The sequence below is a fragment of the Gammaproteobacteria bacterium genome, from assembly GCA_037388465.1.
In the GTDB taxonomy this organism is placed as follows: domain Bacteria; phylum Pseudomonadota; class Gammaproteobacteria; order SpSt-1174; family SpSt-1174; genus JARRKE01.
The window spans coordinates 21,587-44,650 of record JARRKE010000011.1; the positions used below are offsets into that span (position 1 = coordinate 21,587).

A 23,064-nucleotide genomic window follows, 5' to 3' on the forward strand; every position below is an offset into this window, starting at 1 on the left:
CTTCCGGCCTGGATACCATCCAGGCTCGCATCCGCCATTATGGCCGCATTGTTTCCGGTCGGGAATATTTTTTTATTTGAAAACAACGCGATAAGAAAAGCCACGCCCTTCCCGACGGTTGCGGGAGGGACGGATCGGAGCGTGGTCTGCACGGCGGGCGATCCCTTGATCAGCGGGTGTGGCGTAGCGATGTGCTCAGCGTGTCGGGTAGTGCTGAGAAAGCCCTGATGGTTCATGTGCCCCCGTTGCGTCCTGACGGCATTCAGCCTGTTGTTCTCAAGAATGTTTTTATGAGCAAGATCATAGGGATATTTGCGATAAAAGGCTAGGTGCCGAAAAGGTGACACTTGTACGGCGGTATTTGCCTGGTAGGTTGCTAAACTTGAATCTGTCTCAAGACGACTTGGTCGTGACGGTACTGGCTCTTGCATCGGTAACGTGGCTCACGAGGTCTGTTGAGACGGGTTTCGAAAACAACTGCGTCCTAAAAATGCCGCCATGAGGAGCATGCCATGCCGGGGGATTCCGGAGACAGGTCGGCGCAGATCAATTATTTGACCGAGATCGGCATCGCGCTTTCCACCGAACGCGATATACAAAGACTGCTCGAGAACATTCTCGCCAGTGCCAAGATCCTCACCGCCGCCGACGGCGGAACGATTTATTCCGTAGCCGACAATCGGCTCGTCTTCGAGATCATGTCCACCGACAGCCTGGGCGTCGCCCTCGGTGGCAGCACGGGCGTGTCGATCCCGTTCGATCCCATCCCGCTTTATGAGGTGGACGGTTCGCCCAATACCAGTACGGTGGTGGCCTTCAGTGTGTTCCGGGATATGACGATCAATATTCCCGATACCTACCGGGCGGATGGTTTTGATTTTTCCGGCACGCGTAAATTTGACGAACAGACCGGGTACAGAACCCGCTCGATTCTCACCGTTCCGCTCAAAAATCATGAAAACGAGATCATCGGCGTGCTGCAGTTGATCAATGCCCTGGATCGGGTGTCGGGCGAGACGGTGCCTTTTTCGGTGCGCTCGGTGCGGCTGGCCGAATCCCTGGCTTCCCAGGCGGCGGTGGCCCTGACCAACCGCAAGCTGATCGACGATCTCAACAACCTGTTCGATGCCTTCATCAAGCTGATCGCGACGGAGATCGATGAAAAGTCGCCTTATACGGGCGGGCATTGCCGCAGAGTGCCCGAGCTGACCATGCTGCTGGCGGAGGCCGCTTCGCGTTCCGAGTGTGGCGAATTGAAGGACTTCCGCATGAATGACAAGGACCGGCACGAGGTGGAGGTGGCGGCATGGTTGCACGACTGCGGCAAGATCACCACGCCCGAACACGTGATGGATAAATCCACCAAGCTGGAAACCATCTTCGACCGTATGCGGCTGGTGGATGCACGTTTCGATATCCTGCGCCGTGATGCAGAGATCCGTCTACTGCGCGAGCTGCTGGCCAGGCACGGGACCGATACCCGGGAGGTCGATTCGGCGCTGGCGAAAACGCGCCTTGAATTTATCGGGCAGCAGTCATTTCTGAGGCGCTGCAACATCGGCGGCGAAACCATGTCGGCGGACGATCAGGCCCATGTCCGGGAAATCGGTGCGCAGCGTTTCGTGGACGGCGACGGCGTGATGAGGTCTTTGTTGGGTGAAGACGAGGTCTATAACCTCACCATCCCGAAAGGAACGTTGAACGACGAGGAGCGGGCGGTCATCAACCGGCACATCGTGGCGACGATCCGGATGCTCGAATCGCTGCCCTTCCCCAAGCATTTGCAGCATGTCCCCGAGTATGCCGGCGGGCATCACGAACATATGGACGGTTCCGGCTACCCCCGCGGATTGACGCGTGAGGAAATGTCCGTGCCGGCGCGTGTGGTGGCGATTGCGGATGTCTTCGAGGCCTTGACCGCCAAGGACCGTCCCTACAAGCCCGGTAAGCGATTGTCGGAATGCCTCGAGATCATGGGGCGCATGATGCTCGACAGCAAGATCGATCCGGATCTGTTCCGGGTGTTCGTCAGCGAGAAGGTCTATCTGCGCTACGCCGAGCAGTTCCTGGATGCGGATCAGATCGACGAGGTGGATGAAACCCGGATTCCAGGCTACACGCCGTAGCGGCGGGTATCAGGTATCGGCGCCTTCCAGTGCATTTTTCGGCACGTCCTGCATGGCGTTGTCCAGCAGGAATGCCGTGAATCCCCGCTCGCTCAGCAGATAGGTGGCGGCGGCGCTGCGGCGTCCTGTATCGCAATACACGACATAGGGGCGTTGCGGATCCAGCTTCGCCATCTGGATTCTCAGCAGGACCAGGGGAATGTTGATGCTGCCCTTGATGTGGTGTTGCTTGTATTCGTCTGGCAGGCGTACATCCAGCCACTGGGCGTGATCGTTGGCGACTTTTTCCACGCCTTCCTCGTAGTTGATGTGGCGCATCAACGGCGCTTCGAGCAGGGCAGTGAAATCCTCGTGCGAGAGTCTCATCAGTTTGCCGTCGGTCAGCATGGTGACCGTGGCATTGCGGTGACCGTTGGAAATCAGCGCCTCTTCTCCAAAGCTGTCGCTCGTACCGAGTTCCGCGAGCTTGATGCCTTCCGGCTTGGAGGGCAGGGTGCGGGTCACCGCACACCGTCCTTCGGTGATGATGTAGAAATAGTCCCCCGGGTCACCCTGGCGGACGACCACATCTCCGGCGTGACAGGATATCTCCTCCATCCGGCTGAAAATGGCCTGCAGATTGGCGGGCGGAATTCTCTGAAAGGCCTTGGTCTGCAACAGGCGCGTCATCCAGTCGTCGTCCTGCTGGTCGGACTCGTCGAGCTCGTCCACCTGGTAACTGCCGGTCTGGTCCCAGGTCAGCATCAGGTCCAGGTCGTTGCTGTTCAGGGCGAGGATCCGCGAGGGCGTCGTGGTGCGGACCGTCGCGGTGCGTGGTTGCCTGTGTACCAGTGGGTGCAGCGCGTCCTGGCTGCCGGCCGCGATGACCTTGAATACGCCACTGTCGTCCGTGAGTTCGACCTCGCCCTCGAGCAGGTAATAGTGCATCTTGTCGGTATCGCCCTTTTTGAACAGGCGGCTGCCTTCGGGGGATTCGATAACGCGGGCCTTTTGCAGCAGGGTCCTGCGCCGGTCGGGTGACAGCGCGTTGATGGGGATCAGCTGCTTGACAAGATCGGTGTCGAGGGAGGCGCTCATTACTCGTTACGCAGGCGGAAACCGGGTGCCGGTGGATTGGATTAAGCGCCTAAACTAACGGGAGTCAGGCCTGAACTCAATGATGGCGTGTTCAGGAATGGTTGCCGGCCAGCTGCGGGCGTTCGATTTTAAGTTGCATGCCCGGGTACAGAGGGGTATTGCGCTCGATGTCGTTCCAGTCTCTGATTGCCTGGATGCTGGTGTTGTAAAACTGGGCGATGCTCCACAGACTATCGCCGGATTCGACCACGTGGATCAGGGTGCGCGGCAGGTCCGCGCCGGAATCCGCCGTGCCCGCCGTTTTGACGGCCGGCAGCGGAACGAGCAGTTTTTCGCCGGCGCGGATCAGGTTGTTTTTAAGGTGGTTCACCCGCTTGATGTCGCTCACGCGGGTGCCAAATCGCTGGGCGATCACGCTCAGGCTTTCCCCCGTTTTGACCCGGTGTCTGCGCCAGCTGACGCGCTGCGTGGCGGGCAGCTCGGCGAGCGCCTGGGTGAATTGGGCCACATGTTTGACGGGCAGCAGAAGATGCTCGGTGTGCGGCGGGCTGGCCCAGCGCCTGAAGCCGGGGTTGAGGGCATACAGGGTTTCAGGCGGGATGCCCGCGAGTCTTGCGGCCAGGCTGAGGTCGATCTGGCCGTCGAGTTTGGCCGCTTTCACGACCGGGTGGTTCGGGATCGGCCACAGTTCGAGTCCGTAGCGGTGCGGGTTTTCCACGATGGCTTTGATGGCCAGCAGCTTGGGCACGTAGCGGCGCGTCTCCTTGGGGAGGTCCAGGTGCCAGAAGTCCGTCGGCAGCCCCTGTTTGCGGTTGTGTCTGATGGCGGCCCGCACGTTGCCGACGCCGCTGTTGTAGGCCGCCAGCGCCAACAGCCAGTCGCCGTCGAACATACCGTGCAGCCGTTGAAGATAGTCCAGTGCCGCCCGGGTCGAATCGACCACGTCACGCCGTCCGTCATACCACCAGTTCTGGCGCAGCCCGTAGTGACGGGCCGTGGCAGGCATGAACTGCCACATGCCGGCGGCACCGGAAGGGGAGTGGGCGTACGGCAGAAAGGCGCTTTCGACGATAGGCAGCAGGATCAATTCAGCGGGCATGTCGCGGGCCTGTGTCTGCTGCAGCAGGTAGTAGAGAAAAGGTTCGGCGCGGGCTGTAACGCGCTGCAGGAAGTCGTTATGGCAGCGGTACCACTGTAATTCGCGTTGGACGCGAGGCTGGTCGACGGCGTTGTGCAATTTGAAATCCTCGCCGACCTGTTGCCAGAAACGGTCTTCCGGCTCGGTAAGACCCTCGATATCATCGGATTCGAGGCCGGTGAACGGCGTGTCCTCTTCGCGGCTGATCTCCGTCGTTGTGCCCGTTGCGGCGTCATCCGCCGCCTCGTTGCTCAGCCGCTGCGAGACCTCCCGCGCGCTGCATGAGGCGAGCAGGATGGCGAACAGGGAGACGACAAGCCAGCGGTAGTCCACTCGATTCAGCATGATATGATTTTAGCATCCCGCAAATGGCTGCGACCGGCCGGCGGGGACAAACCCAAGGCCTTGGTGTACCGCGTGTATGTTTCCATCCCGCTTGTGTAAATCGACGTCGGCTGAGCGGGCCCGAGGGTTGCGTAGGTGGTATGGAACGCGCGCCGGACAGTGCCTGCTGCACGGGCTGGATGAAACCCTGGAAGCCCTGGTCGGCAGCCTGTTCGGCTATCACGCCCTGCAGATGGGGGTGATCGACCCGTCGTTGGATTTCAGTCGGCATTCGCGGATCCCCCACTGGGTGCGTCAGGATATCGTCAGTCCGGCGCGGGTGATGGCCGATGCGCATCAACTGCCCTGGGATGCGGAGAGCCTCGATCTGGTCACGCTGCTGCATGTGCTGGAGTTTTCCGAGCGCCCCCACGAGGTCCTGCGCGAGGTCGAGCGCACCCTGATACCGGAAGGTCATGTTGTGATCGTCGGTTTCAATCCCTGGAGCCTGATGGGGCTGTGGCAGGGAGCGCAGTTCTGGCGCGAGGGGGTGCCGTGGTGCGGACATTTTTACAGTGCCCTGCGGATCAACGACTGGCTCGCCCTGTTGGGATTCGATACGCTGCGCACCCTGCATTACGGTTTCCGCGCGCCCATCAACCGGCTGACCCGGCATTGTCTGGAATCGCGCTGGGAACGATGGGGGCGCCGCTGGTGGCCCTATTTCGGCAGCGTGCATGTCATACTGGCCCGCAAGCGGGTCGCCACGCTCACGCCGATTCGTCCCCGCTGGTCGAAGCGCAGTGCCCTGGCGCCTGGGCGACTTACCGAACCCACTACACGCAACATGAATCGTGAAAGAACAGGTTGAAATCTTCATCGACGGCGCCTGCCGTGGCAATCCGGGACCCGGCGGGTGGGGCGCCCTGCTGCGCTACCGGGGGGTCGAAAAGACCCTCCAGGGTGCAGAGCGGGAAACCACCAACAACCGCATGGAACTGATGGCGGCGATCGCCGCACTGGAGGCCCTGAAGCGGCCTTCGCACGTCGCCATTACCACCGATTCCAACTATCTCAAGAACGGCATCACGCAATGGATCGCGCGCTGGCAGAAAAACGGCTGGCGCACGGCGGACCGTTCTCCCGTCAAGAACGTGGATCTGTGGCAGCGCCTGCAGGCGGCCACGCAAAACCACGAGATCGAATGGCATTGGGTGAAGGGGCACAGCGGCCATCCCGAAAACGAACGCGCCGATGCGCTGGCACGCGGGGCGATTGATCAAATGCTGGAGGCGGGTTGATGGCGAATCGACAGATCGTGCTGGATACCGAAACGACGGGTCTGGAACCGGAACAGGGACACCGGATCATCGAGATCGGCTGTGTCGAACTCATCAACCGCCGCCCCACGGGCAATGACTACCACCAGTACATCAAGCCCGACCGGCTGATCGACGAAGGGGCGATCGAGGTGCACGGCATCACCAACGAGGCACTGGCCGACAAGCCGCCCTTCGAGGAGATCGCCGATGACCTGCTGGCCTATCTGCGCGGCGCCGAACTGGTGATCCACAACGCGCCGTTCGACGTCGGTTTTTTGAATCACGAACTGGCGCGCATCGACACATCCCTGGGGCGGGTGGGGGATTTTTGTTCCGTCGTCGACACGCTGGTGCTGGCGCGCAGCATGCACCCCGGGCAGCGCAACAGCCTGGATGCGCTGTGCAAGCGCTACGACATCGACAATTCGCATCGTCAGCTGCACGGCGCCCTGCTGGATGCGCGGATTCTGGCCGACGTCTATCTGCGCATGACGGGCGGGCAGACCGCCTTGTCGCTCGATGGAGAAACCCGGGAGGCCGACAGCCCCAGCCGCGGCGGCAGTACGCGCATCCGGCGGTTGCCGGCCGACCGCAAGCGTCTGCCGGTCATCAGCGCCTCGGATGCGGAAAGTGCGGCACATGAGGCGCGCCTGACGGAGATTGCGAAGGCCTCAGGGGGCCGGGTGCTGTGGACCGCCCTCACGGGACAGGACGCGTCCTAGCCTGTCGTTTTAGCGGGCCTTGAGCAGGCGGGCCTTTTCACGGGCCCAGTCGCGTTTCTTTTCGGTCTCACGCTTGTCGTACACCTTCTTGCCCTTGGCGACCCCGATCTCCAGTTTGGCTCGCCCCCGTTTCCAGTACATGGCCAGGGGAACGAGCGTATAGCCCTTGCGTTCCACGGCGCCGATGAGGCGGCCGATCTCGTTCGCATGCAGCAGCAGTTTGCGGGTGCGGATCGGATCCGGATGGATGTGCGTCGAGGCGGTAGGCAGGGGGGCGATGTGCGCACCGAACAGCCAGGCCTCGCCGTTTTTGATCAGCACGTAACTTTCCCGCAGCTGCAGCTTGCCCGCACGCAGGCTTTTCACCTCCCAGCCTTCCAGGGCGATGCCGGCCTCCAGGGTTTCCTCGATCGAAAAGTCGTGGCGCGCCTGGCGGTTCAGGGCAATGGTGGAACTGTTTGTTTTGGATTTCTTGCTGGCCATCCGGCCATTATAACCAAGCCGGCCTCTTTGCCCGGTGATTTACTTGAGGCCTCCCGTGAAATTGCCCACAATGCGTCCAACCAATTCATTGATGGGGCAGCATGACGACCTCTCGCATGTCGCTGCATGGGCAGTGGTCTTCCAGACTGGCATTCATTCTGGCGGCTACGGGTTCGGCGGTCGGTCTCGGAAATATCTGGAAGTTCCCCTACATCGCCGGTGAAAACGGTGGCGGGGCGTTCGTGCTGGTCTATCTGGTATGCATCGCGGTCATCGGCATTCCGGTCATGATGGCCGAGATCATGCTGGGGCGGCGTGGCCGGCAGAGCCCGATCAACACCATGCGCACCCTGGCAATGGATGAAAGAGCCAGTGGCCTGTGGCGTTACATGGGCTGGCTCGGCGTGGTGGCGGGATTTCTGATCCTCTCGTATTACAGCGTCATCGCCGGCTGGGCACTGTCCTACATCTTCAAGACGGCACAGGGCACCTTTACGGGTGCCTCCACCCAGTTCGTCACCGCCCAGTTTTCGTCACTGCTCTCATCGCCCGTCAGGCTGGTCGCCTGGCATTCCATCTTCATGTTCATGACCATGGTCGTGGTCGCGCGCGGCGTGCAGTCCGGTCTGGAGCAGGCGGTGCGGTATCTCATGCCGGCGTTGGGGGTGATCCTGCTCACCCTGGTGGGTTATGCCGTGATCGAGGGCGATTTCATGCAGGGTGTGCATTTTCTGTTCGATCCCGATTTCAGCAAGTTGAACGGAAACGCCATCCTGATCGCGATGGGGCACGCCTTTTTTACCCTCAGCCTGGGCATGGGAGCGATGATGGCCTACGGTTCCTATCTCTCCGCGCACACCTCCATCGCCAAGACGACCTTCATCGTGGCCGCCGCCGACACCGCGGTGGCCCTGCTTGCGGGTCTGGCCATCTTCCCGCTGGTATTCGCCGAAGGCCTGCAGCCGGACGCCGGTCCCGGATTGATCTTCAAGACCCTGCCGATCGCTTTCGGCTCCATGCCCGGCGGGGAGGAGATCGGCACCCTGTTTTTCGTCCTGCTGGTCTTCGCCGCGTGGACCTCGGCGATCTCCATCATCGAGCCGGTGGTGTCCTATCTGGTCGAGCAACGCGGCGTGCATCGTGGCCGGGCCGCGCTCTGGTCCGGTCTGGCGGCCTGGGTGGTGGGGCTCGGGACGGTGTTTTCCTTCAATATCGGCAGCGGGGTGACAGTCCTGGGCAAGACCTTCTTCGATTTGGCGGATTACCTGACCTCCAATATCATGTTGCCTTTAGGCGGGTTCCTGATAGCCGTATTCGCTGCCTGGATCATGCGTGAACAATCGTCCATCGACGAATTCGACATGGGCGACCGGTTCGCGTACCGGCTGTGGTTTTACATTGTCAGATATTTCTCCCCGCTGGGTATTTTGATCATATTCCTGCACGCCATCGGTTTGCTCTGAATCATGACGACGATCAGTCGCAGTGCGCTTGTAACGTACAGTCCGGCGCAGATGTTCGCCCTGGTGGACGACGTCGAGTCCTATTCCGTTTTTCTGCCCTGGTGTCACAGCTCGCGGGTTATCAAGCGGGACGACGACGAGGTGATGGCCGCTATCGAGTTGGCCAAAGGGGCCGTACGCAAGACCTTCACCACCTGTAACCGGCTGCAAAAGGACAAGATGATCGAAATGCGCCTGGTCGAGGGGCCATTCAAGCACCTGGAAGGTTTCTGGCGTTTCGATGGCCTGCAGGACGTGGGCTGCAAGGTTTCCCTGGATCTGGACTTCGAATTCAGCAGCCGCTTGCTGAGCATGACCGTGGGCCCGGTGTTCAACAGCATCGCCAATTCCCTGGTCGACGCCTTCGTCAAGCGTGCCCAAGAGGTCTACGGTGGATAGTGCGCTGCTGCCGGTCGAGGTCGCGTATGCCTTGCCCGACGAACAGGTGATTCTCGAGATCAACGTTGAAACGGGCACGACCGTGCGCCAGGCGATCGAGCTGTCCGGCATTCTGGATCGCTATCCGCAGATCAACCTGGACCAGGACAAGGTCGGCATCTTCGGCAAGCTCACTAAGCTGGATACCGCGCTGCGTGCCAAGGACCGCGTGGAGATTTACCGGCCCCTGATCGCCGACCCCAAGGAGATCCGCAAGCAACGCGCCGCGGCCGGCAAGCGGATGAAAAAGGGCGGGGGCGACACGGCCCCCGCTGAACCCCAAGAATAAGGTCTTGTGCGACCGTCAGCTGCTGCCCGCCTGCAACGGCGTCTTGAAGTCGCCTGCCGTGGTGAAACTGCTGACCTTTCCGTTCTGGAATACGACGGTCAGCTGGCGTTTGACCGTCTTACCGTCGGTGCCCTGGTAGTGGTAGTAGACGTAGTGCCATTGATCGGCGTGAAACGGTGCTTCCAGTACCGGATCGCCCAGTATGTAGCGCACCTGCTGTTTGCTCATGCCGGTCTGCAGGCGCTGGACCTCCTTTTCGGTCAGGGCGTTCCCCTGCTGGATGTTCATCCGGTACACGTGCAGGCTGCTGCAGCCGTTCAGAAACAGGGTTGCAAACAGGGTAATAGAAGTGAGAAGCTTTCGCATGTAGGCAGCCTTTCGCTCAAAAACGCCGCATTATAAACCCCTTAGCCTCTCTTTCAGCCGATTTCCTATGAGTGGAGTACGTGTAGTGGAAAGCCAAGAGCTCAAAAAAGCGGGACTCAAGGTCACGCTGCCACGCATGAAGATCCTCGAGATTCTCGAACAGGCTGATGAGCACCATCTCACCGCTGAGGATATTTACCGCAAGCTGCTGGAAGGCGGGGAAGAAATCGGGCTGGCGACCGTTTATCGCGTGCTGACGCAGTTCGAGACGGCCGGACTGGTCCGGCGCCACCATTTCGAAGGCGGCCAGGCGGTGTTCGAGATCGAGCGGGGAGAGCACCACGATCACATGGTGTCGGTTCGCACCGGCCGGGTGGTGGAGTTCTTCGACGAGGTTATCGAAAAACGCCAGCAGGAGATCGCGCGCGAGCACGGTTTCCGCATCACCGATCACTGCCTGATTCTGTACGGCGAATTCGAGGACGAGAAAAAGCCCAGCTGACCTCCCGGTCAGGCGGTGTTTTGCGCCCGCTCGAGCATCTCCTGCGCATGTGCGCGGGTGTTTTCTGTCAGTTCCACACCGCCCAGCATCCGCGCCAGTTCCTGAACCCGCGCCTGTTCGTCCAACGGCGTGATTTCCGTATGCGTGGCGTCCTTGGCGCGCCGTTTTTCCACCTTGCAATGATGGTGCGCCTGGGCGGCCACCTGGGGCAGGTGGGTGACGCACAGGACCTGACGGGTCGCGCCGAGACGCCGCAGTTCACGGCCGACGACTTCGGCCACCGCACCGCCGACCCCGGAATCGACCTCGTCGAAAATCATGGTGGGGATGCGCACGCTGCCCGCGGCCAGCATCTGGATCGCCAGGCTGATGCGCGACAGCTCGCCGCCGGAGGCGACCTTGGCCAGCGGACGCAGCGGTTGCCCGGGGTTGGCGCTGACCCGGAACTCGACCCGCTCCTGGCCGTTGGGGCTGAACGGTTCGGGCTGGACATCGAGCTGCACCTCGAAGCGCCCGCCTTCCATGCCCAGGGTCTGCATGGCCGCGCTCACGCCCTCGCTCAGCCGTTGCCCGGCGTCCTGGCGGCGTGCGCCAAGTGTTTCCGCCGCGGTGGAGCATTGCTGTCCGGCCTCGTTCAGCGCCTTGGCCAGGGATTCCACGTCGCAGTCCTCGTCTTCCAGTGCGGCCAGTTCGCTAGAGAGGTTTTCGAACAGCTCCGGCAGCGCCTGCGGGTCGGTCCGGTGCTTGCGGGCCAGGTCGTGGATCAGTCCCAGGCGCTCCTCGACTTGGTTGAGGCGGGCGGGATCGAGATCGAGATGATCGGCATAGCGGCGCAGCGCTTCGGCGGCCTCGCGCAGCTGAACCTGGGCGCTGTTGAGCAGTTCGACCGGTTCGGCGAGGCGAGGGTCGAGTTCCCGGGCGCTTTCGACCTGTTGCATGAAGTGGCTGAGCTGGGAGTCGACCGCGCCTTCCTCCGCTCCGTACAGCCCCTCGTAGGCCATCTCACAGGATTCGAGCAGGCGGCCCGCGTGGGCCAGCCGGCGGTGTTCGTCTTCCAGGCCGTCGTACTCGTCGGCGCCGAGTTCCAGCGCCTCCAGTTCCTTGACCTGATAACGCAGGACGTCCAGCCGCGCCTGCCGCGCGTCGCCTTCGGCGGTCAGCGAATCGAGCCGGTCCTTGAGCTTGCGCCACTGCCGGTAGGCCTGCTGCATGGCTTCCAGTTCGGCCTGGTTGCCGGCGTAGCCGTCCAGCAGGGCGCGCTGCATGTCGCGCCGCAGCAGGGACTGGTGTTCGTGCTGGCCGTGGATGTCCACCAGCAGCTCGCCCAGCGTGCGCAGGGTGGCGAGAGTGCAGGGCGTGGCGTTGACGTAGGCGCGGGAGCGGCCGTCACTGCCGATCACCCGCCGCAGGTGGCACTCGCTGCCGGCATCCAGGTCGTTGTCGACCAGCCACTGATTGGCCTCGTCGTGATTTTCCAGGTCCAGGCTCAGGCTGATTTCGGCGCGCTCGGCACCCGTACGCACTACGCCGCTGTCCGCGCGATCCCCCAGCACCAGTCCGATGGCGTCCACCAGGATGGACTTGCCCGCGCCGGTTTCCCCCGTCAGTACGGTGAGGCCGGCATCGAGTTCCAGTTCCAGTTCCTCGATGATGGCGAAGTCGCGGATATGGATGTGCGTGAGCATGGGTCCGGTCAGGGCTGCTCGCCCCAGCGCAGCTTGGCGCGCAGAATCTGGAAATAGTCGTAGTCGCGTGGGTGAATCAGCCGCAGTTTCTGCGGCAGCTGCTCGATGATGATCCGGTCGTCGCCCTTCAGGTCGATATTGGCCTGGCCGTCGAAGGCGACCTGGCCGTGGGTCTGGTTCTGGGCGCAGACCACGATCTCGATGCGCGAATCGGCGTTGACCACCAGCGGGCGGCTGCTCAGGGTGTGGGGGCAGACGGGCACGATGACCACGGCGTTGAGCGAGGGATGCAGGATCGGTCCGCCGCCGGACAGGGCATAGGCCGTGGAGCCGGTCGGCGTGGAGACCACCAGGCCGTCGGCGCGCTGGGTGTTGACGAAGGCGCCGTCGATATAGGTGGTGAACTCGATCATGCGCACCACGTCCCGGATGTGCAGCACCACGTCGTTCAGAGCGGGACTTTCTCCCAGGACCTTGCCGTCACGCTCGATCCGGCCGTGCAGCAGGGCGCGGTTCTCTTCTATGTAGTCGCCGGCCAGGATGGCACTGAGCCGCGCATCCATCTCCTCCGGTGAGACGTCCACCAGGAAGCCGAGCCGGCCCAGGTTGACCCCGAGTACGGGCACGGCGGCCTCGGCCAGGGTGCGGGCGGCGTACAGCAGGGTGCCGTCGCCGCCGACGACGATGGCCAGATCCGCGGCGGCGGCGAGTTTTTCCCGGCTGGCCTGACGGCAGTCGGCACCGGTCAGCACGCCACCCGTGCTCGCGTCCAGCAGGATCTCGTCCACCTGTCCGCTGAGGTGGCGGTAGATCGCGTGCAATGCCTCCCGGATACGGGGGTCATCCTGTTTCGCAATCAGGCCGATGGTCTTGAAGGCTGCCATGTCGTTGCAGTCGTGTGTGTTGGCCGCTGACGTTAGCATGACGCTACCCGCCCGCCAACCACGAACCGTGCCAGCTTGACAGCCTTAAAGCCGGTTGTGTAATTATGCACTTAGCACTCGTTCTGGCGGAGTGCTAAGACGATGGCGATGCAGCCTGGGAAGCCGATGCCGACCGAACCACTGAATGCCGAGCTCAATGATCGCGCCAAGCACCTGCTGAAGGTGCTGGTGGAGAGCTATATTCGCGAGGGTCAGCCGGTGGGGTCGCGCACTCTGGCCAAGGCCGCCGGTCTCGAGCTGAGTCCGGCCACCATCCGCAACGTGATGGCGGACTTGGAGGATATGGGCCTGATCGTCTCGCCGCATACCTCGGCGGGGCGGGTGCCGACGGCTCAGGGATACCGATTCTTCGTGGACACGCTGCTGAACGTCGAGCCGTTTGCGCCCGGGCAGATCGAGGAGTTCAAGCAAAGCCTGAATCCCGATCTGGGTTATGAGCACCTGCTGGAGAGCGCCTCCAGGCTGCTCTCCGGCGTGAGCCGCCTGGCCGGCGTCGTCACCGTGCCGCGTCAGGAACAGAGCCAGCTGAGGCAGGTCGAGTTTCTGCAGTTGTCCGGCAATCGCGTACTGGCCATCCTGGTCATGGGCGAGCGCGAGGTCCAGAACCGGATCCTGCACCTGGATCGCACGTTCAGCGAGTCCGAATTGCGCCAGGCCGCCAATTTCCTGACCGCCCAGTTTGCGGGCAAAAGCCTCAACGATATCCGCCAGTCGCTGCTGGCCGACATGGAGGACCTGCGCCGCGACGTGGACGCCATCATGCGCACCGCCATTCTGCTCGGTGGCCAGGCGCTGGCGCCAGACGGCCCGGATACCAGCCGGCTGGTGATGCAGGGCGAGGTCAACCTGTTCGAATATCAGGAACTGTCGGATCTCGACAAGCTCAAGCAGCTGTTTGCGGCCTTCAACGAGAAACGCGAAATCCTTCATCTGCTCGATCGCTGCATCCGGGCGGAAGGGGTACAGATCTTTATCGGCCAGGAATCCGGTTTCGAATTCCTGGACGAATGCAGTCTGGTCACCGCGCCGTATTCGGTCAGCGGCGAGATCATCGGTGTCCTGGGTGTGATCGGTCCCACCCGCATGCAATACGACCGGGTCATTCCCCTGGTGGATATCACCGCCCGTCTGCTCGGCGCGGCCATGCATTCCTGATCCGTTTGCGGATCATTCGGGACCCAACCGCTTGAAACCCCGTCCGCCGCCCCCATTAGGGCGGGTGAGGGATATTACATATTGTCGAAGATTCAGATTCGGGAGTAGTCATGTCTGCAAAAAAGCACGAGGAGCAGCCCGTCAGCGAGACGGCACAGCCGGACGCGGCTGAGGGCCCGGTCCAGGCCGAAACCGGGGCGGGCGCCGCAGGCGGGGACGAGGTTGAAGCCCTGCGCGCCGAACTCGAGGCGGCCCGCGCCAAGGCCGATGAAAACTGGGACCGGTTGCTGCGCGTCCAGGCCGAACTGGAGAACCTGCGCAAGCGCTCGGCGCGCGAGTTGGAATCCGCGCGCAAATATGCCCTGGAAAAGCTGGCCGCTGAACTGCTTCAGGTACGCGACAGCCTGGAACTGGGCCTGAGCGCCGCCCGCGAACAGGCCACGGCCGAGAAGCTGCTGGAAGGGACCGAGCTGACCCTGAAGGTGCTCACCCAGGTCATGGAAAAGTTCTCCATCACCGAGCTGGACCCGGTGGGCGAACCCTTCAATCCCGAGCTGCATCAGGCCGTCGCCATGCAGGAGAGCGAGCAGCAGTCGCCCGATACGGTGCTCAGCGTGATGCAGAAGGGCTACATGCTGAACGACCGGCTGCTGCGTCCGGCCATGGTCGTGGTCGCCAAATGAAGCCCCGGGAGGCTTGAAAAACCGCGGGATGCCCACATTTCCACAACTATCGACATCTTATTGAGTCACAAAATTACAAGTATTCGGAGACAGCAATCATGAGCAAGATCATCGGCATCGATCTGGGCACCACCAACTCCTGCGTCGCAGTGATGGAAGGTGACAAGCCCAAGGTCATCGAAAACAGCGAAGGCGATCGCACCACGCCGTCCATCGTGGCGTTCGCCAAAGACGGCGAAGTCCTGGTCGGCCAGTCCGCCAAGCGTCAGGCCGTGACCAATCCTCACAACACGCTGTTCGCGGTCAAGCGCCTGATCGGCCGCCGCTTCGACGAGGAAGCGGTGCAGAAGGACATCAAGCTGGTGCCCTACAAGATCGTCAAGGCGGACAACGGCGATGCCTGGGTCGAGGCCAACGACAAGAAGATGGCTCCGCCGGAGATCTCCGCCCGCGTGCTCATGAAGATGAAAAAGACCGCCGAGGATTACCTCGGGGAAGAGGTCAAGGAAGCGGTCATCACCGTGCCGGCCTACTTCAACGATTCGCAGCGCCAGGCGACCAAGGACGCCGGCCGCATCGCCGGTCTGGAAGTGAAGCGCATCATCAACGAGCCGACCGCGGCGGCCCTGGCCTACGGCCTGGACAAGCAGCGCGGCGACCGCAAGGTGGCGGTGTACGACCTGGGCGGCGGCACCTTCGACATCTCCGTCATTGAGATTGCCGACGTGGACGGCGAGAAGCAGTTCGAGGTGCTGGCCACCAACGGCGACACCTTCCTGGGCGGTGAGGATTTCGACAAGCGCGTCATCGATTACCTGGCCGACGAATTCAACAAGGACCAGGGAATCGACCTGCGCGGCGACGCGCTGGCCATGCAGCGCCTGAAGGAGGCCGCCGACAAGGCCAAGATCGAGCTGTCCTCCAGTCAGCAGACCGAGATCAACCTGCCGTACATCACCGCGGACCAGAACGGGCCGAAGCACCTCAACCTCAAGCTGACCCGCGCCAAGCTGGAGTCGCTGGTCGAGGACCTGGTCAAGCGCACCATCGAACCCTGCAAGCTGGCGCTCAATGATGCCGGCCTGTCGGCCTCCGAGGTCGACGACGTGATCCTGGTCGGCGGTCAGACCCGCATGCCCAAGGTGCAGGAAGCGGTGAAGGGCTTCTTCGGCAAGGAACCGCGCAAGGACGTGAACCCCGACGAGGCGGTGGCCATCGGCGCCGCGGTCCAGGGCGGCGTGCTGGGTGGCGAGGTCAAGGATGTGCTGCTGCTCGACGTGACTCCGCTGTCGCTGGGTATCGAGACCCTGGGCGGCATCATGACCAAGCTGATCGAGCGCAACACGACCATTCCGACCAAGGCCAACCAGGTCTTCTCGACGGCGGACGACAATCAGACCGCGGTCACCGTGCACGTGCTCCAGGGTGAGCGTGAGCGCGCGATGGACAACAAATCGCTGGGTCGCTTCGACCTGACCGACATCCCGCCGGCCCCGCGCGGTGTGCCGCAGATCGAAGTCAATTTCGACATCGACGCCAACGGCATCCTGCACGTGTCCGCCAAGGACAAGGCGACGGGGCGCGAGCAGTCGATCCAGATCAAGGCCTCTTCCGGCCTGTCGGACGATGAAATCGATCGTATGGTCGAAGAGGCCGAGGCGCACAAGGATGAGGACAAGCGCTTCCACGAGCTGGTGAGCGCGCGCAACCAGGCGGACAACCTGATCCACGCCACCGAGAAGTCGCTCACGGAATACGGCGACAAGGTCAGCGCGGACGAAAAGCAGGCCATCGAAAAGGCGATCGACGAACTCAAGGAAGCGCTTAAGGGCGACAGCAAGGACGAAATCGACGCCAAGTCGCAGGCGCTGGCCGAGGCCTCCGGCAAACTGGCCGAACGGATGTATGCCGAGCAGAGCGCCCAGGCCGGCGAGGCGGGCGAGGGCGCCCAGACCGAGACCGGCGCCGCGGGCCAGGAAGACGTGGTCGACGCCGAGTTCGAGGAAGTCGACGACAACAAAAAGTAAGGCCAGTAACGTTCCGGCCGGGCAGAGGCGCACGCGGTATCCCGCGTGCGCCTTGCTGCATGGTTACTGATTGAAAAAAGAGCCGATGTCACAACGCGATTACTACGAAATTCTGGGTGTTGAACGCAGCGCCTCCGAGAACGATCTGAAAAAGGCCTTTCGCCGTCTGGCCATGAAATATCATCCGGATCGCAATCCTGACGATGCGGAGGCGGAAGCACGCTTCAAGGAAGCCAAAGAGGCTTACGAGATCCTCAGCGATCCCCAGAAGCGCGCGGCCTACGACCAGTTCGGCCATGCTGGCGTGGACCCCAGCATGCACGCTGGGGCCGGGGCGGGCGCCGGGTTCGGCGACATCTTCGAGGATATTTTCGGCGACATCTTCGGCGGCGGCCGGCGTCGTGCAGATCAGGTTTACCGGGGTGCTGATCTCCAGTACAACCTGGAGCTTTCCCTGGAACAGGCCGTGTTCGGCGCCGAGGTTGATATCCGCGTGCCGACCCTGGTGACCTGTGAGACCTGCGGCGGCAGCGGTGCCCGGGAGGGTTCGCAGCCCGAGGTCTGTCCCACCTGCGCGGGGCACGGTCAGGTGCGGCTGCAGCAGGGTTTCTTTTCCGTTCAGCAGACCTGTCCGCGTTGCCACGGCTCGGGCAAGATCATCCCCGATCCGTGTCCGACCTGTCATGGCGAGGGTCGGGTGCAGGACGCCAAGGTGCTTACCGTCAAGGTGCCGTCGGGTGTCGATAGCGGTGACCGGATCCGCTTGGCGGGCGAGGGCGAGGCCGGCGTCAACGGCGGTCCCGCCGGCAATCTGTACGTGCAGGTCCACATCAAGCCGCACGACATCTTCACCCGTCAGGGCGAGCACCTGCTGTGCGACGTGCCGATCAGCATCATCACGGCCGCACTCGGCGGCGAGCTGGAGGTGCCGACCCTGGATGGCAAGGTGAAGCTGAAGGTGCCCGCCGGCACCCAGACCGGCAAACAGTTCCGGTTGCGCGGCAAGGGCGTGAAACCGGTCCGCGGTATCGAACCCGGTGATCTGTTCTGCCGCGTGGTGGTCGAGACGCCGATCAATCTCACCCAGGAGCAGAAGGATCTGCTGCTGCAACTCGAGAAGAGCCTGGGCAAGGGCGGCGATCGCCACAGCCCACACACCGCCAGTTGGATGGATGGCGTGAAGGGCTTCGTCGAGGGGCTCAAGTTCTGGGCTGACTGACGGCCTACGCGTTCCCGCCGTCCCCTTGGTAAGATCATGCCGGATCAGCCAAATAACGGGGAGGAAGGGGGATGAATGATGACAAGGACAAAGGCAAGGTCAGCGCAACGCGCCGCGGGTTGCTGACCAGACTGGCGGGACTGGCCGGCGCCTGGGGACTCGGTGCCGCGGCGCGTCCGGTCCAGGCGGCCGAAGACGCCAGTTCGTTGCGCTTTCCCGACGATCCGGCCGAGCACAAGGTGGTCTACCAGCTCAACAAGGCCGATCAGGATTACCAGGATCACATCCTGTTTTCCGTGGGCGCCATGCTGCGCGCCTTTCCCGACAACATCCACATCGTCGTGGTCGCCATCGGTCCCGGCATCCATCTGCTGGCCAAGAGTCCCGGCCGTCCCGTCAGCCCGCACAACCGCGAGCGGGTTTCGAGCATGGTGCATTACGGGGTGGAGTTTCACGCCTGCGGCAACACCCTCAAGTCCCTGGGCTGGAGCGCGGACGACCTGGAACCGTTCGCCAAGGTGGTCGAGGTGGGGGCCGCCGATCTGATGCTGCTGCAGGAACAGGGGTACGCCTACATCAGCTGGTGACCCTGCGGTATAGTGTGCGCCCCCAACAGCACCGGAGTGATCGAGCGTGAGTGAACCGACGCGAGTGGCGATTGCGGGCGCCGGCGGACGCATGGGCCGGGCCCTGATCGAGGCCTGTTGCGAGACCGAAGGACTGAGCCTGGGCTTGGCGCTGGAACGCCCCGGCAGCACCCTGCTGGATGCGGATGCAGGCGAGGTCGCCGGTGTGGGCCGTCTGGACACGCCCGTGGTCAGCACGCTGGAGGGGCACGAGCAGGACTTCGACGTGCTGATCGATTTCACCCGTCCCGAACCCAGTCTGTCCCATCTCGCCTTTTGCCGCGCCCACGGCAAGGCCATCATCATCGGCACCACCGGGTTCAGCGAAGCTCAAAAGGCCGAAATCCGCGCCGCCGGCGAGGTGATTCCGGTCGTTTTTGCACCTAACATGAGCATCGGCGTCAACCTGTGCCTCAGGCTGCTGGATCTCGCCGCGCGCGTGCTGGGCGACGACGTGGATATCGAGATCATCGAGGCGCATCACCGCCACAAGGTCGACGCGCCGTCCGGCACCGCGCTGGCCATGGGGGAAACCGTCGCCCAGGCCCTGGGGCGGGATCTCAAGACCTGTGCCGTTTACGGCCGTGAAGGCCACACCGGCGAGCGCGCCCGGGAAACCATCGGCTTCGAGACCATCCGCGCCGGCGATATCGTCGGTGAGCACACGGTCATGTTCGCCGCCACCGGCGAGCGCGTCGAGATCACCCACAAGGCCTCCAGCCGCATGACCTTCGCGCGCGGTGCGATGCGGGCCGCCCAATGGTTGGGCGGACGTCCTGCCGGCACCTACGACATGCAGGACGTGCTCGGATTGCGCGACTGAATGCGCCGACTGCCCTCGTCAGCCGGGGGTGGTTTCAGTTACACTACATAACACTTTGATTTGTATTCGAACGGCGGGATGGATTGACGTAATCCATCCCGTTCGTGTGTCTGTACCTGTGCCTGTATCCGGAGCAAAACTTTGAGTAAGCCTGCATTGCTCGCGCTGGAAGACGGCAGCCTGTTTCACGGCCAAGCCATTGGCGCCCTGGGCTCGTCGGTCGGGGAAGTGGTTTTCAATACCGCCATGACCGGCTACCAGGAGATCCTCACCGATCCCTCCTACGCGCGTCAGATCGTCACTCTCACGTACCCCCATATCGGCAACGTCGGCACCAACCCCGAGGACGAGGAGTCCTCACAGGTTTTCGCCAGCGGGTTGATCATTCGTGATCTCCCGCCGCGTCTGAGCAACTGGCGCAGCATCGAAAGCCTGCCCGACTACCTCGCGCGCAACAAGGTGGTGGCCATCGCCGGCATCGACACCCGCCGACTGACCCGTTTGCTGCGCGAAAAGGGTGCCCTGAACGGCTGCATCCAGGCCGGTGACATCGACGAGGCTGCGGCACTGGCGGAGGCGCGCGCCTTCCCGGGCATCAAGGGCATGGACCTCGCCAAGGAGGTCACCACGCATAAGCCGTACGACTGGGTGCAGGGTACCTGGAGCCTGGAGGGCGGCCTGCCCGAGGCGCCGCACCCGATCGATGAAAAGCTGCCTTATCACGTCGTGGCCTACGACTTCGGCATCAAGCGCAATATTCTGCGCATGCTGGTCGATCGCGGCTGTCGCGTCAGCGTGGTCCCGGCGCGGACGCCGGCCAGCGAGGTGCTGGCCAAGGAACCCGACGGCGTTTTCCTGTCCAACGGACCGGGCGATCCCGAGCCCTGCAACTACGCCATCGAAGCGATCACCGAGATCGTCCAGACCGGCGTGCCCACCTTTGGTATCTGTCTGGGCCATCAGCTGCTGGGACTCTCGCAGGGAGCGCGTACCGTCAAGATGAAATTCGGTCATCACGGGGCGAACCATCCCGTGGTGGATATCGATTCGGGGCGCGTCATGATCAGCAGTCAGAACCACGGCTTCGCGGTCGACGAGGCCAGCCTGCCCGAGACCCTGACGGCGAGCCACCGCTCGCTGTTCGACGGCTCGCTGCAGGGCATCCATCACCGCGAGCTGCCGGCCTTCAGCTTCCAGGGCCATCCCGAGGCCAGCCCCGGGCCGCACGACGAGGCGCCGCTGTTCGACCACTTCATTGAACTCATGCAACAGGCCGCGAAGCGCTGAGCTTCGCGCCGTTGCCTTACTGCAAGACGGGATTACCGCTTCATGCCGAAACGCACTGACATCAAGAGCATCCTCCTGATCGGCGCCGGGCCAATCATCATCGGCCAGGCCTGCGAATTCGACTATTCCGGCGCCCAGGCCTGCAAGGCTCTGCGCGAAGAGGGCTACCGCGTCATCCTGGTGAACTCGAATCCGGCCACCATCATGACCGACCCGGAGACGGCCGATTCGATTTACATCGAACCGATCGAACCCAAGACCGTGGCGCGGATCATCGAAAAGGAGCGCCCCGACGCCCTGCTGCCGACCATGGGCGGTCAGACCGCGTTGAATTGCGCGCTGGACCTGTATCGCGACGGCACGTTGGAAAAGTACGGCGTAGAGCTGATCGGCGCCAAGGAAAAGGCCATCGAGATGGCCGAGGACCGCGAGCAGTTCCGCCATGCCATGGACGACATCGGTCTCGGTTCCGCACGCTCCTTCGTGGTGAACTCCATACAGGAGGCGCGCGAGGTGCTGCCGGAACTCGGTTTTCCGACCGTGATCCGTCCGTCGTTCACTCTGGGCGGCAGCGGCGGCGGCATTGCCTACAACCGTGAGGAATTCGAGGAGATCGTGTCGCACGGGCTCGACCTCTCGCCGACCAACGAGGTGCTGCTCGAGGAGTCCCTGCTCGGCTGGAAGGAATTCGAGATGGAGGTGGTGCGCGACCACAAGGACAACTGCATCATCATCTGCTCCATCGAAAACCTGGATCCGATGGGCGTGCACACCGGCGATTCCATCACCGTCGCGCCGGCCCAGACCCTGACGGACAAGGAATATCAGATCATGCGCGACGCCTCGATCGCGGTGCTGCGCAAGATCGGCGTCGATACCGGCGGCTCCAACGTCCAGTTCGCCATCAATCCGGAAGACGGGCGCATGGTCATCATCGAGATGAATCCGCGCGTTTCCCGTTCCTCCGCGCTGGCGTCCAAGGCCACCGGTTTCCCGATCGCCAAGGTCGCCGCCAAGCTGGCCGTGGGCTATACGCTGGACGAGCTGCGCAACGAAATCACCGGCGGCGCGACGCCGGCTTCGTTCGAGCCCACCATCGATTATGTCGTCACCAAGGTGCCGCGCTTCACCTTCGAGAAATTCCCGCAGGCGAAGGCCGTTCTCGGCACCCAGATGAAATCCGTGGGCGAGGTGATGGCCATCGGTCGCACCTTCCAGGAATCGCTGCAGAAGGCGCTGCGCGGTCTGGAGACCGGCGTCGATGGCCTCAACGAAATGGTGCCGCGTGACAGCGAGGACGCGCTCGACGTCGTACGCAGCCATCTGGTGGACGTGGGACCGCAGCGCCTGTGGTATGTGGCCGACGCCTTCCGTCATGGCCTCACCCTGGACGATCTCTACGGCATGACCAGTATCGACCCCTGGTTCCTCGCCCAGATCCAGGAGTTGGTGGAAACCGAAAACGACCTGCGTGACCGTCTGCTCGGTGATCTCGACAAAGAGACGTTCTACCGCCTCAAGCAACGCGGATTTTCCGACCGCCGTCTGGCGCAACTGCTGGACGAGACGGAAAGCCGGGTGCGCGCCCGCCGCTGGGAGCTGGAAATCAACCCCGTGTACAAGCGGGTGGATACCTGCGCCGCCGAGTTCGCCACCTCGACCGCCTATATGTATTCCTCCTATGAGGAAGAATGCGAGGCGCAGCCCACCGAGCGTCAGAAGATCATGGTGCTCGGCGGCGGTCCCAACCGTATCGGGCAGGGGATCGAGTTCGATTATTGCTGTGTGCACGCCGCGCTCGCGATGCGCGAAGACGGGTACGAGACCATCATGGTCAACTGCAACCCCGAGACCGTATCCACCGACTACGACACCTCGGACCGGCTGTACTTCGAGCCGCTCACCCTGGAGGACGTGCTCGAAAACCGACCGGCGTGATCGTGCAGTACGGCGGCCAGACACCGCTCAAACTGGCACGCGATCTGGAAAAGGCCGGCGTGCCGATCATCGGCACCACGCCGGATTCCATCGATCTGGCAGAAGACCGCGAGCGCTTCCAGACCCTGATCAACAAGCTCGGCCTGAAGCAGCCGCCCAACCGTACCGCGCGTACCGAAGACCAGGCCATCCAGGCCGCCGAGGAGATCGGCTACCCGGTGGTGGTACGTCCCTCCTACGTGCTCGGCGGGCGCGCGATGGAGATCGTCTATAACGTCGACGACCTGCGCCGTTATATGCACGAGGCGGTTCAGGTTTCCAACGACGCCCCGGTGCTGCTCGACCGGTTCCTGGACGACGCCGTCGAGGTCGATGTCGATGCGATATG

General features: G+C 62.7%; 21 protein-coding genes and 1 pseudogene. 16 read left to right on the plus strand and 6 right to left on the minus strand.

What is annotated here, in order from left to right; genetic code table 11:
- The first annotated feature begins 512 nt into the window (after positions 1 to 512).
- Entirely contained in the window at positions 513 to 2,126 is a 1,614-nt protein-coding gene (locus tag P8Y64_03720; GenBank protein MEJ2059581.1) for an HD domain-containing phosphohydrolase, read from the plus strand.
- Between the two features lie 9 nt (positions 2,127 to 2,135).
- Here P8Y64_03720 and P8Y64_03725 read toward each other — a convergent pair whose 3' ends face one another.
- Positions 2,136 to 3,203 carry a cyclic nucleotide-binding domain-containing protein gene (locus tag P8Y64_03725; protein MEJ2059582.1) on the minus strand — a complete coding sequence of 356 codons (1,068 nt, stop codon included), beginning with the start codon at positions 3,201 to 3,203 and terminating at the stop codon, positions 2,136 to 2,138.
- A 91-nt stretch (positions 3,204 to 3,294) separates the two neighbouring features.
- Entirely contained in the window at positions 3,295 to 4,686 is a 1,392-nt protein-coding gene (locus tag P8Y64_03730) for a transglycosylase SLT domain-containing protein (protein ID MEJ2059583.1), read from the minus strand.
- 127 nt (positions 4,687 to 4,813) lie between these two features.
- On the opposite strand from P8Y64_03730, the gene P8Y64_03735 reads away from it, so the two are divergent.
- Genes P8Y64_03735 through dnaQ form a run of 3 tightly spaced genes read left to right on the plus strand, consistent with a single transcriptional unit; the run spans position 4,814 to position 6,709 of the window.
- Positions 4,814 to 5,536: a class I SAM-dependent methyltransferase gene (locus P8Y64_03735; protein MEJ2059584.1), complete on the plus strand. Its 723-nt coding sequence runs from the start codon at positions 4,814 to 4,816 to the stop codon at positions 5,534 to 5,536.
- The gene (gene rnhA, locus P8Y64_03740; GenBank protein ID MEJ2059585.1) at positions 5,520 to 5,966 is read left to right on the plus strand and encodes a ribonuclease HI; all 447 of its coding nucleotides are present in this window, start codon (positions 5,520 to 5,522) and stop codon (positions 5,964 to 5,966) included. The genes P8Y64_03735 and rnhA overlap by 17 nt, the downstream gene beginning before the upstream one ends.
- Positions 5,966 to 6,709, plus strand: a complete 744-nt coding sequence (gene dnaQ, locus P8Y64_03745) for a DNA polymerase III subunit epsilon (GenBank protein ID MEJ2059586.1) — start codon at positions 5,966 to 5,968, stop codon at positions 6,707 to 6,709. The genes rnhA and dnaQ overlap by 1 nt, the downstream gene beginning before the upstream one ends.
- Positions 6,710 to 6,718: 9 nt before the next feature.
- Here dnaQ and smpB read toward each other — a convergent pair whose 3' ends face one another.
- Complete coding sequence (gene smpB, locus P8Y64_03750; GenBank protein ID MEJ2059587.1) at positions 6,719 to 7,192, minus strand: SsrA-binding protein SmpB; 474 nt, start codon at positions 7,190 to 7,192, stop codon at positions 6,719 to 6,721.
- Between the two features lie 101 nt (positions 7,193 to 7,293).
- On the opposite strand from smpB, the gene P8Y64_03755 reads away from it, so the two are divergent.
- Genes P8Y64_03755 through P8Y64_03765 form a run of 3 tightly spaced genes read left to right on the plus strand, consistent with a single transcriptional unit; the run spans position 7,294 to position 9,421 of the window.
- Positions 7,294 to 8,655 (plus strand): sodium-dependent transporter, encoded by a 1,362-nt coding sequence (locus tag P8Y64_03755; GenBank protein ID MEJ2059588.1) that lies wholly within the window; start codon positions 7,294 to 7,296, stop codon positions 8,653 to 8,655.
- A 3-nt stretch (positions 8,656 to 8,658) separates the two neighbouring features.
- Positions 8,659 to 9,093: a type II toxin-antitoxin system RatA family toxin gene (locus tag P8Y64_03760; GenBank protein MEJ2059589.1), complete on the plus strand. Its 435-nt coding sequence runs from the start codon at positions 8,659 to 8,661 to the stop codon at positions 9,091 to 9,093.
- Positions 9,086 to 9,421 (plus strand): RnfH family protein, encoded by a 336-nt coding sequence (locus P8Y64_03765; GenBank protein MEJ2059590.1) that lies wholly within the window; start codon positions 9,086 to 9,088, stop codon positions 9,419 to 9,421. The genes P8Y64_03760 and P8Y64_03765 overlap by 8 nt, the downstream gene beginning before the upstream one ends.
- A 15-nt stretch (positions 9,422 to 9,436) precedes the next feature.
- On the opposite strand, the gene bamE is transcribed toward P8Y64_03765, so the two are convergent.
- The gene (gene bamE, locus P8Y64_03770; protein ID MEJ2059591.1) at positions 9,437 to 9,787 is read right to left on the minus strand and encodes an outer membrane protein assembly factor BamE; all 351 of its coding nucleotides are present in this window, start codon (positions 9,785 to 9,787) and stop codon (positions 9,437 to 9,439) included.
- 85 nt (positions 9,788 to 9,872) lie between these two features.
- Here bamE and fur point away from each other — a divergent pair, with 85 nt between their 5' ends.
- Positions 9,873 to 10,289, plus strand: coding sequence for a ferric iron uptake transcriptional regulator (gene fur, locus P8Y64_03775; protein ID MEJ2059592.1), 417 nt, complete (start codon positions 9,873 to 9,875; stop codon positions 10,287 to 10,289).
- 8 nt (positions 10,290 to 10,297) lie between these two features.
- On the opposite strand, the gene recN is transcribed toward fur, so the two are convergent.
- On the minus strand, positions 10,298 to 11,974 hold the full coding sequence (gene recN / locus P8Y64_03780) for a DNA repair protein RecN (protein MEJ2059593.1): 1,677 nt from the start codon (positions 11,972 to 11,974) through the stop codon (positions 10,298 to 10,300).
- An 8-nt stretch (positions 11,975 to 11,982) separates the two neighbouring features.
- On the minus strand, positions 11,983 to 12,858 hold the full coding sequence (locus P8Y64_03785; protein MEJ2059594.1) for an NAD(+) kinase: 876 nt from the start codon (positions 12,856 to 12,858) through the stop codon (positions 11,983 to 11,985).
- A 165-nt stretch (positions 12,859 to 13,023) separates the two neighbouring features.
- Here P8Y64_03785 and hrcA point away from each other — a divergent pair, with 165 nt between their 5' ends.
- From hrcA to carB, 8 genes and pseudogenes are all read left to right on the plus strand, one after another.
- The gene (gene hrcA / locus P8Y64_03790; protein MEJ2059595.1) at positions 13,024 to 14,073 is read left to right on the plus strand and encodes a heat-inducible transcriptional repressor HrcA; all 1,050 of its coding nucleotides are present in this window, start codon (positions 13,024 to 13,026) and stop codon (positions 14,071 to 14,073) included.
- 110 nt (positions 14,074 to 14,183) lie between these two features.
- Positions 14,184 to 14,756 (plus strand): nucleotide exchange factor GrpE, encoded by a 573-nt coding sequence (gene grpE, locus P8Y64_03795; protein MEJ2059596.1) that lies wholly within the window; start codon positions 14,184 to 14,186, stop codon positions 14,754 to 14,756.
- A 98-nt stretch (positions 14,757 to 14,854) separates the two neighbouring features.
- A complete protein-coding gene (gene dnaK, locus P8Y64_03800) occupies positions 14,855 to 16,783 on the plus strand; it encodes a molecular chaperone DnaK (protein ID MEJ2059597.1) in 1,929 nt (642 codons plus the stop codon).
- A gap of 85 nt (positions 16,784 to 16,868) precedes the next feature.
- Positions 16,869 to 18,002: a molecular chaperone DnaJ gene (gene dnaJ, locus P8Y64_03805; protein ID MEJ2059598.1), complete on the plus strand. Its 1,134-nt coding sequence runs from the start codon at positions 16,869 to 16,871 to the stop codon at positions 18,000 to 18,002.
- 71 nt (positions 18,003 to 18,073) lie between these two features.
- Positions 18,074 to 18,589: a DsrE family protein gene (locus P8Y64_03810; GenBank protein MEJ2059599.1), complete on the plus strand. Its 516-nt coding sequence runs from the start codon at positions 18,074 to 18,076 to the stop codon at positions 18,587 to 18,589.
- Positions 18,590 to 18,635: 46 nt separating this feature from the next.
- Positions 18,636 to 19,451 carry a 4-hydroxy-tetrahydrodipicolinate reductase gene (gene dapB, locus P8Y64_03815; protein ID MEJ2059600.1) on the plus strand — a complete coding sequence of 272 codons (816 nt, stop codon included), beginning with the start codon at positions 18,636 to 18,638 and terminating at the stop codon, positions 19,449 to 19,451.
- Positions 19,452 to 19,592: 141 nt separating this feature from the next.
- The gene (gene carA / locus P8Y64_03820) at positions 19,593 to 20,738 is read left to right on the plus strand and encodes a glutamine-hydrolyzing carbamoyl-phosphate synthase small subunit (protein MEJ2059601.1); all 1,146 of its coding nucleotides are present in this window, start codon (positions 19,593 to 19,595) and stop codon (positions 20,736 to 20,738) included.
- Between the two features lie 42 nt (positions 20,739 to 20,780).
- Positions 20,781 to 23,064: pseudogene (gene carB / locus P8Y64_03825) on the plus strand (carbamoyl-phosphate synthase large subunit).

Bases quoted from the DNA above. Each gene is read 5' to 3' on its own strand.
- P8Y64_03720 (MEJ2059581.1), top strand. From the start codon at position 513: ATGCCGGGGGATTCCGGAGACAGGTCGGCGCAGATCAATTATTTGACC.
- P8Y64_03725 (MEJ2059582.1), bottom strand. From the start codon at position 3,203: ATGAGCGCCTCCCTCGACACCGATCTTGTCAAGCAGCTGATCCCCATC.
- P8Y64_03730 (MEJ2059583.1), bottom strand. From the start codon at position 4,686: ATGCTGAATCGAGTGGACTACCGCTGGCTTGTCGTCTCCCTGTTCGCC.
- dnaQ (MEJ2059586.1), top strand. From the start codon at position 5,966: ATGGCGAATCGACAGATCGTGCTGGATACCGAAACGACGGGTCTGGAA.
- smpB (MEJ2059587.1), bottom strand. From the start codon at position 7,192: ATGGCCAGCAAGAAATCCAAAACAAACAGTTCCACCATTGCCCTGAAC.
- P8Y64_03755 (MEJ2059588.1), top strand. From the start codon at position 7,294: ATGACGACCTCTCGCATGTCGCTGCATGGGCAGTGGTCTTCCAGACTG.
- P8Y64_03760 (MEJ2059589.1), top strand. From the start codon at position 8,659: ATGACGACGATCAGTCGCAGTGCGCTTGTAACGTACAGTCCGGCGCAG.
- bamE (MEJ2059591.1), bottom strand. From the start codon at position 9,787: ATGCGAAAGCTTCTCACTTCTATTACCCTGTTTGCAACCCTGTTTCTG.
- recN (MEJ2059593.1), bottom strand. From the start codon at position 11,974: ATGCTCACGCACATCCATATCCGCGACTTCGCCATCATCGAGGAACTG.
- P8Y64_03785 (MEJ2059594.1), bottom strand. From the start codon at position 12,858: ATGGCAGCCTTCAAGACCATCGGCCTGATTGCGAAACAGGATGACCCC.
- hrcA (MEJ2059595.1), top strand. From the start codon at position 13,024: ATGCCGACCGAACCACTGAATGCCGAGCTCAATGATCGCGCCAAGCAC.
- grpE (MEJ2059596.1), top strand. From the start codon at position 14,184: ATGTCTGCAAAAAAGCACGAGGAGCAGCCCGTCAGCGAGACGGCACAG.
- dnaK (MEJ2059597.1), top strand. From the start codon at position 14,855: ATGAGCAAGATCATCGGCATCGATCTGGGCACCACCAACTCCTGCGTC.
- dnaJ (MEJ2059598.1), top strand. From the start codon at position 16,869: ATGTCACAACGCGATTACTACGAAATTCTGGGTGTTGAACGCAGCGCC.
- P8Y64_03810 (MEJ2059599.1), top strand. From the start codon at position 18,074: ATGAATGATGACAAGGACAAAGGCAAGGTCAGCGCAACGCGCCGCGGG.